The sequence below is a fragment of the Nocardioides sp. genome, from assembly GCF_036267815.1.
Classification (GTDB): domain Bacteria; phylum Actinomycetota; class Actinomycetes; order Propionibacteriales; family Nocardioidaceae; genus Nocardioides.
Genome location: NZ_DATAVI010000002.1, coordinates 56,434 through 66,744, shown reverse-complemented (window position 1 = coordinate 66,744; position 10,311 = coordinate 56,434). Strand labels below are relative to the sequence as shown.

12 protein-coding genes are annotated in these 10,311 nt (G+C 72.1%); 5 read left to right on the top strand and 7 right to left on the bottom strand.

Going from position 1 to position 10,311, the window contains the following annotated elements; genetic code table 11:
* Positions 1-62 precede the first annotated feature (62 nt).
* Both VHW64_RS00545 and VHW64_RS00540 read left to right on the top strand, forming a co-directional pair.
* Positions 63-1,367, top strand: coding sequence for a zinc-dependent metalloprotease (locus VHW64_RS00545; RefSeq protein WP_329648540.1), 1,305 nt, complete (start codon positions 63-65; stop codon positions 1,365-1,367).
* Positions 1,336-1,956, top strand: a complete 621-nt coding sequence (locus VHW64_RS00540) for an NUDIX hydrolase (protein ID WP_329648539.1) — start codon at positions 1,336-1,338, stop codon at positions 1,954-1,956. Before VHW64_RS00545 ends, VHW64_RS00540 begins: the two co-directional genes overlap by 32 nt.
* On the opposite strand, the gene VHW64_RS00535 is transcribed toward VHW64_RS00540, so the two are convergent.
* Both VHW64_RS00535 and VHW64_RS00530 read right to left on the bottom strand, forming a co-directional pair.
* On the bottom strand, positions 1,917-2,453 hold the full coding sequence (locus VHW64_RS00535) for a M48 family metallopeptidase (RefSeq protein WP_329648538.1): 537 nt from the start codon (positions 2,451-2,453) through the stop codon (positions 1,917-1,919). The two genes, VHW64_RS00540 and VHW64_RS00535, sit on opposite strands and share 40 nt — an antisense overlap.
* A 123-nt stretch (positions 2,454-2,576) precedes the next feature.
* A complete protein-coding gene (locus VHW64_RS00530) occupies positions 2,577-3,638 on the bottom strand; it encodes a PHP domain-containing protein (protein WP_329648537.1) in 1,062 nt (353 codons plus the stop codon).
* Positions 3,639-4,393: 755 nt separating this feature from the next.
* Between VHW64_RS00530 and VHW64_RS00525 the strand changes: the two genes are divergently transcribed.
* Both VHW64_RS00525 and VHW64_RS00520 read left to right on the top strand, forming a co-directional pair.
* Entirely contained in the window at positions 4,394-4,552 is a 159-nt protein-coding gene (locus VHW64_RS00525; protein WP_089503918.1) for a DUF5679 domain-containing protein, read from the top strand.
* Positions 4,553-4,687: 135 nt separating this feature from the next.
* On the top strand, positions 4,688-5,464 hold the full coding sequence (locus tag VHW64_RS00520; protein ID WP_329648536.1) for a TOMM precursor leader peptide-binding protein: 777 nt from the start codon (positions 4,688-4,690) through the stop codon (positions 5,462-5,464).
* Between the two features lie 26 nt (positions 5,465-5,490).
* On the opposite strand, the gene VHW64_RS00515 is transcribed toward VHW64_RS00520, so the two are convergent.
* The 4 genes from VHW64_RS00515 to VHW64_RS00500 form a co-directional block, all read right to left on the bottom strand.
* Entirely contained in the window at positions 5,491-5,649 is a 159-nt protein-coding gene (locus tag VHW64_RS00515) for a hypothetical protein (protein WP_329648535.1), read from the bottom strand.
* Between the two features lie 98 nt (positions 5,650-5,747).
* Positions 5,748-5,948 (bottom strand): hypothetical protein, encoded by a 201-nt coding sequence (locus tag VHW64_RS00510; protein ID WP_329648534.1) that lies wholly within the window; start codon positions 5,946-5,948, stop codon positions 5,748-5,750.
* A 56-nt stretch (positions 5,949-6,004) separates the two neighbouring features.
* Positions 6,005-6,337, bottom strand: coding sequence for a WhiB family transcriptional regulator (locus VHW64_RS00505; protein WP_329648533.1), 333 nt, complete (start codon positions 6,335-6,337; stop codon positions 6,005-6,007).
* Between the two features lie 566 nt (positions 6,338-6,903).
* Positions 6,904-8,955: an ATP-dependent DNA helicase UvrD2 gene (locus VHW64_RS00500; protein WP_329648532.1), complete on the bottom strand. Its 2,052-nt coding sequence runs from the start codon at positions 8,953-8,955 to the stop codon at positions 6,904-6,906.
* A 74-nt stretch (positions 8,956-9,029) separates the two neighbouring features.
* Here VHW64_RS00500 and VHW64_RS00495 point away from each other — a divergent pair, with 74 nt between their 5' ends.
* A complete protein-coding gene (locus VHW64_RS00495) occupies positions 9,030-9,281 on the top strand; it encodes a mycoredoxin (protein WP_329648531.1) in 252 nt (83 codons plus the stop codon).
* A 33-nt stretch (positions 9,282-9,314) separates the two neighbouring features.
* Here the strand turns inward: VHW64_RS00495 and nudC are convergent, their stop codons facing one another.
* Positions 9,315-10,250 (bottom strand): NAD(+) diphosphatase, encoded by a 936-nt coding sequence (nudC, locus tag VHW64_RS00490; protein WP_329648530.1) that lies wholly within the window; start codon positions 10,248-10,250, stop codon positions 9,315-9,317.
* Positions 10,251-10,311 lie beyond the last annotated feature (61 nt).

The following is a 10,311-nucleotide window of genomic DNA, read 5'->3' as shown; positions in this document are numbered from 1 at the left end:
CTGCCCCCTCATCGCCGCCTCACCGTCCCCGGCCACAACCGGTCACGGCGTACCGTTGAGCCATGACCGAGCAGCCGCCCGACGACCAGAACCCGTTCCGGGGGACGCCGTTCGAGCAGTTCTTCAGCGGGGGCGCACCCGACCTGACCCAGCTGTTCAGCCACCTCCAGTCGATGATGCAGCCCTACGACGGGCCGCTGAACTGGGAGCTCGCCGTCGACACAGCCCGCAAGACCGTCGCCCGGGAGCCCGACCCCAGCCCGTCACAGCGCCAGCGCGACGAGGTCGCCGACGCCGTCCGGCTCGCCGACCACTGGCTCGACGACACGACCCAGTTCCCCTCCGGCGTGACCTCGTCGGCGGCCTGGAGCCGCGCCGAGTGGGTGGTAGGCACCACCGAGGTCTGGAAGGTGCTCGTCGAGCCGATCGCGGCATCGTCGGTGGGGGCGCTGGGCAGCGCCCTCCCGGCTGAGGCGGCCAGCATGGGCGGGCCGATCATCGCGATGTTGGGCAAGGCCGTGGGCGCCATGCTGGCCGGACAGGTCGGCTCGGGCCTGGGCGCCATGGCCGGCGAGGTGGTCTCGGCCTCCGACATCGGGCTCCCGCTCGCGGCCCCTGGCCTGGCTGCGCTGGTCCCGGCCAACGTCGTGGTGTTCGCCCAGGGCCTCGACGTCCCCGCGTCCGACGTGCTGCTCTACCTCGCCCTGCGCGAGGCCGCCCACCAGCGGCTCTTCGCGGGCGTCCCCTGGCTGCGCGACCACCTGATCGGCGCCGTCACCGACTATGCCCAGGGCATCGAGATCAACACCGACAAGATCCAGGAGACGATGGAGGAGCGCCTGCGCGGCGTCGACCCGGGCAACCTGGACAAGGTCCAGGAGCTGATGGAGGGCGGGCTGTTCGACATTCCGCGCTCGCCTCGGCAGGACGCCGCGCTGGAGCGTCTCGAGGTCGCCCTAGCGCTGGTCGAGGGCTGGGTCGACGAGGTCGTGGGCCAGGCCACGGCCGAGCGGATGCCCAACGCGACCAAGCTCCAGGAGGCCGTCCGCCGCCGCCGGGCCGCGGGTGGTCCCGCCGAGGACACCTTCGCGTCCCTGGTCGGTCTGGAGCTGCGCCCTCGCCGCCTGCGCGACGCCTCGACCCTGTGGGGCTCGCTGCGCACCCGTCAGGGCGTGGAGGCGCGCGACGGTGTCTGGATGAGCCCGCAGCTGCTGCCCACCGACGCCGATCTGGACGATCCTCTGGGCTTCCGCGAGGGGTCGGAGTCCCCCGAGCAGCTCAGCGACGACGCCTTCGACGCCGAGCTGCGCTCCCTCCTCGAGCGGGGCATGGGCGGTGCCGGCGACGGCCCGGCCGAGGAGTCGTGAGCTGAGCCCGTCGACGGGTGCCCATGCCGCCGCGCTGGCGACGTTGGAGGCGTGGGAGGCGGGCACACAAGACCAGGCCCGGCTCCGCGACGAGTACGTCGTGCACCTGCGCGCGCGACCCGACGGGCTGCTGCGCGCGTGCACCCCCGACCACCTGACGGCCGGAGCGGTCGTGCTGTCGCCGGACCTGGACGCGGTCCTGCTCAACCTGCACCGACGGGCCCGGCGCTGGTTCGCGTTCGGCGGCCATTACGAGCCGGACGACGCGTCGCTGCTCGCCGCCGCGTTGCGCGAGGCCACGGAGGAGTCCGGCCTGCCAGGCCTGCTCCTCGACCCGCAGCCGGTGCATCTGGACTCGCACGCGGTCGACTTCTGCCAGCCGGGGCGCACCGTGCGCCACCTCGACGTGAGGTACGCCGCGCTGGCACCGCGCGACACCGACCATCACGTCAGCGAGGAGTCACTCGACGTGCGGTGGTGGCCGGTCACGGCGCTGCCCGAGCTGGAGGACGAGATGGTGACCCTGATCGCGCTTGCCATCAGCAGGCTTCAGTCGGCGGCACCCTCCAGCCTGGCACCGCAGGAGTAGCCCTCCAACCAGGCCTTCGCCCGCTCGGACTCGGGGTAGCGGTCGACCCAGGCCCAGAACCTCGGGTTGTGAGCGGCCTCGATGAGGTGGGCCAGCTCGTGGACGAGCACGTAGTCCACCACCCAGCCGGGCATCTCCTGGAGCCGCCGCGACAGCCGGATCGAGCGGTCGACCGGCGTGCACGAGCCCCACCGGCTGCGCTGGTTGTCGACCCACCGGACCGTCAGGGGAACGGCGCGGCCCTCGAGCCAGGCGCGGCTGAGCGCGGCCGCGCGCTCCATCAGGTCCTCGTCGGTCGGACGCCGCCTGGCCTCGGCCCGCTCCACCCGCGCGACCATCGTCTCGACCCAAGCGGCCTCCTCGCGACGGCTGAGGCTGGCCGGGACGAGGACCACGATCCGCTCGCCCTCGCGGTAGGCCGACACCGTGCGTCGACGCCGCTTGGAACGTCGCACCTCCACCGCCGGGTGAGCCGGAGTCTGCGCCGAGGTGGTCATGGCGACAAGGTAGCCAACACCCCCGACACCGAAGCGGAGGCGGGCCCGTGCCGGGATGGTCCGAACCACTTTCGCCCCAGACACGCCGGATCGAGGCCCGTGAAGGGGCGAGCTCGGTACGGACTATCCGGAGGGGGTGGCCCAGTCGAGGAGGCGGTCGCGGGGCCACGTGTTGACGATCCGGTCGGGCTCGATGCCGGCCGTCTCGGCGCGCTCGCAGCCGTAGTCGAGGAAGTCCAGCTGCCCCGGGGCGTGGCTGTCGGAGTCGATCGAGAACAGGCAACCCGCGTCGCGGGCCTGCGCGATCAACCGCGACGGCGGGTCACGACGCTCCGGACGAGAGTTGATCTCGACGGCGACGTCGTGCTCGGCGCACGCCGCGAAGACGGCCTCGGCGTCGAACTCGCTGCTGGGCCGGGTGCCGCGGTTGCCCATCACCATCCTGCCGGTGCAGTGGCCGAGCACGTTGGTGAACGGGTTGGCGATCGCGCCGAGCATCCGGCGCGTCATCCCTGTCGAGTCCTGACGCAGCTTGGAGTGGACGCTGGCCACCCGGACCTCCAGCCGGCCGAGCATCTCCTCGGTCTGGTCCAGGCCGCCGTCGTCGAGGATGTCGACCTCGATGCCCTTGAGCAGGGTGAAGCCCGAGCCGGCGAGGTGGGCGTTGACGGCGTCGACGACGTCCAGCTGCCGACCGAGCCGGGCGGCGCTGAGCCCGTTGGCGACGGTCAGCCTGGGCGAGTGGTCGGTCAGGACGAGGTACTCGTGACCGAGCTCGATGGCGGTGAAGGCCATCTCCTCGATCGGCGAGCCACCGTCGGACCAGTCCGAGTGAGAGTGGAGGTCACCGCGCAAGGCGGCCCGGAGGGCACGACCACCCTGGGTCAGCGGACCGGCGTACGACGCCTCCAGCTTCTCGAGGCGCCCGGGAACCCGTCCTCGCACGGCGGCCTCGATCACGGCGGCGGTGCTCGGTCCGATCCCGGACAGCTCGGTGAGCGTGCCGGCGTCGACGCGAGCGCTCACCTCCTCGGCCGGCAGCGGCAGGATCGTGGCCGCGGCCCGGCGGAATGCCTGGACCCGACGCGTCTCCTCGCGGCCACGCTCCATCAAGAAGGCGACCCGCCGCAGGGCCGCGACCGGCCCGTCCTCGTAGGCCGTCGGCGAGTCATCAGGCACGGACATCGACTCCCTCCTCGGTCCGTCTGGCTCTCTGGGTCTCAAGGGTCTCAAGGGTCTCCCGGGTCTCCCGGGCCCCGGGCGTCCGCGGCTCGTCGGGCGCTCAGCGGCGGTTGTCCCCAGGCACGGAAATTTCCGTCCACACCCGGTGCACGACATTGTTGCTGGTCAACCGGTCGGGACCGCACGCGGGCCGCCCTCGCTCCACACGGCCTCCCCAGCCGACCCCCCGGAATCGAGGAGTTGTCCACAGGTCGAACGGCGTTTCTCCACAGCGTTGTCCACAGCCTGGGGCGACCAGGCCCTGCGCTCCGTTGACCTTGCCACCACGGCCCTCCTAGCGTGGTGGCAGACGGGGCCCCGGGACTCCGGACGGCGTTCGCAAGGGGAAGGCAAGCGACGTCTGGCGCCCGGGACCCCGTCTCGCCATGTCCGCCACCGGCTCGGGCGGGGTCGCGGTCTGGCGGACCCCCTCGAGAGTCCCGGCGCGGGGGGTCTCAACGCCCGGTGAACCCCCGTTGCCGCCGCCCCCACAACTGCGTTGAGGCCCTTCCGGACCGGGGTCGACCGCGCCCGCGGCCCGGATCGGGGACTGAGCGTGAAAATCGACTCCGCCACGCTCACCGGTGTGCCGAGTGCACCTGGCGCCCCGCGTGCCGTAGGGTCGCCTACGACCGGCCGCCAGGCGTGGCCCGGTCCCGGCGGGCTTCCCCTGAATCCCCCGTCGCGACGACCGTGAATCAGAGAGCAAGGAGGCCGTCATGGCGGAGACCTGGAGCGGCGAGTTCTACTGCGTGAAGTGCAAGGAGAAGCGCGAGGCCGAGGGCGAGGTGCGCGTCAACGACAAGGGCACCCGGATGGCCAAGGCCGTGTGCCCCGTGTGCGGCACCAACCTCAACCGGATCCTCGGCAAGGCCTGAGACACCGCACCGACCTCGACGAACGGCGTCACCCACGACGGGTGGCGCCGTTCGCACGCTCACCCGCCCACGGCGGGGCCTACGGCCTGTGGATGGCCCGTCACGCGTGACCAGATCCTGTGACAGCGTCGTCTCGTGACGACAGCCACCTCGTGGTCCGACCTGGTGCGGCCGGTGCTGCGGCCCGGCGTTCGCGTCGTGCGGCGCGACGACCGACACCTCCAGCTCGGTCTCGACCCGCCCGACCGCCTGGTGCTCTCCGACCGACCGGGGCTGCTCCGGACCCTCACCGAGGCACCTCGCCGAGCACCCGCCCACCTGCGAGACCTGCTCGACGAGCTGGTCCGGACCGGCTGGGTGGTCGATGCCGTGGCGCGCCGTCGGCCCGGGTCGACACAGGGGCTCGCGTCGTTCGTGGCGCGGGTCGACTCCCAGCTCGAGCCGGCCCTGGGGCGAGCCTGCGCGGCGGCGGGGCTCACCCGAGACGCGGACCGCGGGCCACGGCTCCTGGCCACCGTCGGCGAGCCTCGACGCTCGCTCTCCGACTCCCTGCTTCGCGACGACGAGCCGCACCTGTGGCTGGCCGTCTCGCCGTCGTCGGTCCGTCTGGGCCCGTTCGTCGAGCCCGGCCGGACCGCATGCCTGCGCTGCGTGGACGCCCACCTCGGCGATCTCGACCCACGGCGCGCCACGGTGCTCCTCCAGCTCCACGAGCAGCCGGCGGCGCGGGCGCCCGAGCCGGACGCCTGCCTGGTCCAGCTCGCCATGTCATGGGCGGCCCGTGACCTAGCCCGGGTGCTGGACGGGCGGCCGTCAGCCCTGAGGTCGGCGACGGTCACCGTGACCAGCGACCTCGAGGTCAGCCGCCGCGACTGGCTGCGTCACGCCCATTGCGGCTGCGCCTGGGGGTAGGGGCTGGGCCCGGGCTCGACCTGCGGTCACCACCACTCGTGGTCGAGCTTGCCCTCGATGGCGCGGAGGTGCTCGCGCGAGCAGGTATCGCAGTAGGTCCTGCGACGACCGTTCTCGACCGAGGTCGTCCACGTCATGGTCTCGGCGTCCTCGGCCTGCCGACCGCAGAAGTCGCAGGTGCGCACGCCTTCAGCCTAGCCGCCAAAGATGCCAGGAGCCCGGTACGACGATGTCGTACCGGGCTCCTGGAGAACACGCGGCGATCAGGTCGAGGCGGTGTTCCTCAGATGGCGCGGGCCAGGGCCAGGCGCGCCTGCCGCGCGGCCTGCTCGGCCTTGCGGCTCAGCCGACGCGCCGCCACCTGCTGGCGACCCCGTCGGAGCTGCTGCGCCTCTCCCAGGCGCGCGGCCATATGCGCGCGCGCGAGGTCTTCGTGCATGAGTTGGTTCATCATCAGCTTGTTTCCATTCTGGTGTGTGATCAAGGAAGTGCTTTCGTTTGTCAGACAGTGGCCGTCTCACGGGGCCGGTCACCTGGTGATCAGGCGGCCTGCTCGTTCTTGCGCGGGCGCCCGCGCGGACGCTTGCGGGGAATCACGGTTCCTTGCAGGAACAGCTCTCCGCCCCAGACGCCCCAGGGCTCTCGCCGGTCCAGAGCTCCGGAGAGGCAGAGGTCCCGCACCGGGCAGTCCTGGCACAGCGCCTTGGCGAACTCGACGTCGGCCGGTGACTCGGCGAACCACAGGTCCGAGTCATTGACTCGGCACGGCAGCAGCTCGTCGGGCACCGTCTCAGCCGTGTCGTGGAGCTCGCCGAGCGTCGCAGGCAGCGATTCGGCGATCCCGTCCCGGCAGTCGAGAACAGTGATGGTCATGTCTTTCACCTCCTTGTCGACCTGATCGCTGGTGCATGAAGCTGGCGTGGAAATCAGAAAGGCCGCGGATCCCGGTACTCGGGTTCCGCGGCCTGGAGGCTGCTCATCACTGTTGAGGTCAACAGGACGGTGGTCTCCAGGCAGAGGTACCCGGGAAGTCCTTGGCGGTGGCGAGGCCCATGCCCCCGATGTGGCGGACGCGGGCGCACGTCGACACCTGAGCGCCGACAAACGCCGCAGCCTCGAGGGAGGTCTGGCCATATGCGGACATGCCGAACGACGGGCTCTGAGCCGTCATCGTGCGGGTGATTTCGATCATGCGGGCCACCTCCTTCGGGTGTCGGGCGCCGACCCTGCCACGGGTCGTCATGCGCGGTCGGTTACATCGTGGGACGAACGCTACCGGGACGGCGTCGTAAGCGGCAAACCATTTAGTGCCTATTTCTGAGAAAGTTGCCGGCTCGTGACGTCGGCCGCCAGCCGGCGACCCAGCCAACGTCCGCCGGGCGACCTTGAACCCGCTCAGGCTCCGGTCAGGCCCCGCTCGGGTGTCCGTCAAACCCTGCTCAGGCACCAGCCAGGGACTCGTCGAGCAGCGCCAGGACTCCGTCGCCGTAGCGCTCGACCTTGGTCGGGCCGATCCCGCTGATGCGCAGGAGGGCCGCCGGCGTCGTCGGCCGGTGCTCGGCGATGAGCTGGAGGGTGGCGTCGGTGAACACCACGAAGGCGGGCACGCTCTCCTCGTCGGCGCGGGTCTTGCGCCACGCCCGCAGGCGCTCGAACAGCTCCTCGTCGTACGACGCGGGGCAGTCCTCACAGCGCGCGCGCTTCTTCTCCACCGCGGTCGAGAGCGGCCTGCCGCACTCGCGGCAGTGTGCGGCCTTGCGGCCGCGCGGCTTCGCGGCGGCCGCCCGAGCGGACGCCGGGAGGAGGCCGTCGAGGAAGCGGGACGGCTGGCGGTTGCCCCGCCCGCCAGGGGCGCGGGCCGCCGCCCAGGAGACGGTCAGGTGCACCCGGGCGCGGGTCATCCCGACGTACAGCAGGCGACGCTCCTCCTCCACCTCCGCGTCGGAGGTCGCGTGGGTCAGCGGCATGGCGCCGTCGTGCATGCCGACCAGGAACACCGCGTCCCACTCCAGGCCCTTGGCGGCGTGGAGGGTCGCCAAGGTGACACCGCCGGCAGCCGGAGCGTGCTGCTCGGCCGCGCGACGGTCGAGGTCGGCGAGGAACTCCTCGGGGGTGGCTCCTGCTGCCTCCTGCGCCATCGTCATCAGGGCCTGGAGCGACTCCCAGCGGTCACGGGACTGCCCGCGTGCCACCGGCGCCTGCGCCGACCAGCCGATGCCGACCAGGGCCGCGCGCACGAGGTCGGTGACGGGCGAGCCGGACTCGTCGGTACGCACGGCCGCCCGCACCAGTGCCACGGCCTGCTTGACCTCCGCGCGCTCGAAGAACCGCGCCGCGCCGCGCACGACGTAAGGCAGGCCCCGGGAGGCGAGCGCCTCCTCGAAGGCCTCGGACTGGGCGTTGATCCGGAAGAGCACCGCGATCTCGGAGGCGGGCACGCCGTCGCGCAGCAGCCCACCCACCGCGTCGGCCACGCCCTCGGCCTCAGCCACCTCGTCCGGGGCCGGCACGAAGCGGACCACGGGACCAGCCGGACGCTGCGCACGCAGGCGCACCGAGGTCGAGGCCGAGCCCGCGAGCACGGAGTTCGCCGCCTCGACGACCTGGGGGGTCGAGCGGTAGTTGCGGTCCAGCTCCAGCGACGTGGTCCGCGGGAACTTGCGTGGGAAGTCGCGCAGGTACGCCGCGTCGGCGCCGGCGAAGGAGTAGATCGTCTGCGCGGGGTCACCGACGACGCAGACCTCGTCGCGACCGCCGAGCCAGAGGTCGAGCAGGGCCGACTGGAGCGGCGAGACGTCTTGGAACTCGTCGACCACGAACCATTTGTACTGCGCACGGACCTGGGCCGCGACCCGTTCCTCCTCCGCGAGCATGCCGGCGGTGAGCAGCAAGATGTCCTCCATGTCCATCCGCGCCTGCGAGCGCTTGACCTCCTCGTAGCCGCCGAAGAGACGGCCGACGGTCTCGGCATCGAGCCCCGCGACCTCGCGGCCGCGCCCCGGCGCGACGCGCGCGTAGTCGTCGGGCCCGACGTTGCTGACCTTCGCCCACTCGATCTCGGAGGCGAGGTCGCGCAGCAGCGCCTGGTCGGTCTGCACGCGCTGCGCCCGCGACGCCGCGGCCACGAGCGGGATCTTCGACTCGGTCAGGGTGGGCAGGTCGCCGCCGTACGTCGTCGGCCAGAACCACCGCAGCTGGCGCAGCGCGGCACTGTGGAACGTGCGCGCCTGGACCCCGCTCGCACCCAGGCGGGCCAGCCGGCCCCGCATCTCGCCCGCCGCCCGGGTCGTGAAGGTGACCGCGAGCACCTCGGTCGGCGCGTAGATGCCCTCGGCCACGCCGTGCGCGATGCGGTGGGTGATCGCGCGGGTCTTGCCGGTGCCGGCACCGGCCAGCACCCGCACCGGCCCCCGCAGCGCCTCGGCCACCTGTCGCTGCTCGGGGTCGAGCGAGGCCAGCAGGTCGACGGCGAGATCGGGGCTTCGGCTCACGCGGGAACAACTCCTGGGCGACGACGGTTGACAACGGCAGCAACCCTAGACGCGAGAAGGGACAGCCTGCGACGATGAGCGGCTCGGTCACGATGTACAGCACCCCGTGGTGTGGATACTGCCATCGTCTGAAGGGGCAGATGGACCGCGAGGGCATCTCCTACGAGGTCGTCGACATCGAGCAGCATCCCGAGGCGGCCGTGATCGTCGAGACCGTGAACAACGGCAACCAGACCGTCCCGACCCTGGTCTACTCCGACGGGACGGCGCAGACCAACCCGTCGCTGATGCAGGTCAAGGAGAAGCTCGCCGCGCTGGCGAGCTGAGTCGGCTCGGTCGGGTCGCTCGGTCCGCGCTCACTACCAGGAGCCGGGGAGCTGCCCGCCGTACCAGTCCTCGACCAGGGAGCGGCTGATGGAGACCCCGCCAGGCAGGACGAGCGTGCCGGCGGCGGTCTCGTCGCGTATCGCCGACCTGGTGAACCACCGGGCGTCCTGCATCTCAACGCCGTCCACGTGGATCTCCCCCGAGACCGCGCGCCCGCGGAACCCGAGCATCAGGCTGGCCGGCAGAGGCCAGGGCTGGTTGCCGAAGTAGGCGACCTCGCCCACCACGACCCCCACCTCCTCGGTCACCTCCCGCCGAACGGCGTCCTCGAGCGACTCGCCGGGCTCCAGGAAGCCGGCGAGGGTCGAGTAGCGACCCTCCGGCCAGCGGTCCTGGCGCCCGAGCAGGAGCTCCTCCTCGGGCGTGCCGGGCTCGCCACGCGAGATCGCCATGATCACCGCCGGGTCGGTGCGCGGGAACTGCCGGTGGTGGCACTCCACGCACTCCAGCTCGTGCCCGGCGAGGCGGACCTCCAGCCGCCCACCGCAGCGCGGGCAGAACCGGGTCGCGCGGAGCCACTCCGCGACGCCGATCGCGTGGAAGACCAGCGGAGCCTGCTCCACACCGTCGCCGGCCAGGTGGGGCAGGAGCTCTCGGATGCCGACCCACTCCTCGCCCTCTGCGTAGGCCGGGTCGACGACGTGGGCGAACCAGACCCTGCCGTCCCGCTCGCCGAGCAGGACTCGCGTGGACGGAGCTGTCTCGGCACCGGGCAGCTCGGCACCGGGCAGCTCGGCACTCGACACCCAGGGCACGGCGCCGTCGGTCGACCTCACCCTGCTCCCGGCCACCACGAGGACCCGGGTCGTGGGCGCGGACCACGCCCGGTCGAGCCAGGCGACGTCCGCGCGACGCAGCGCGATGCGGTCGTGGGGATCCGCGGCCAGCTCGACGTGCGGGAAGCTCACCCGGCGAGGCTAGCCCGCAGGCATCACCGACGAATCACCGGCTCCGCACACGAGTGGCACA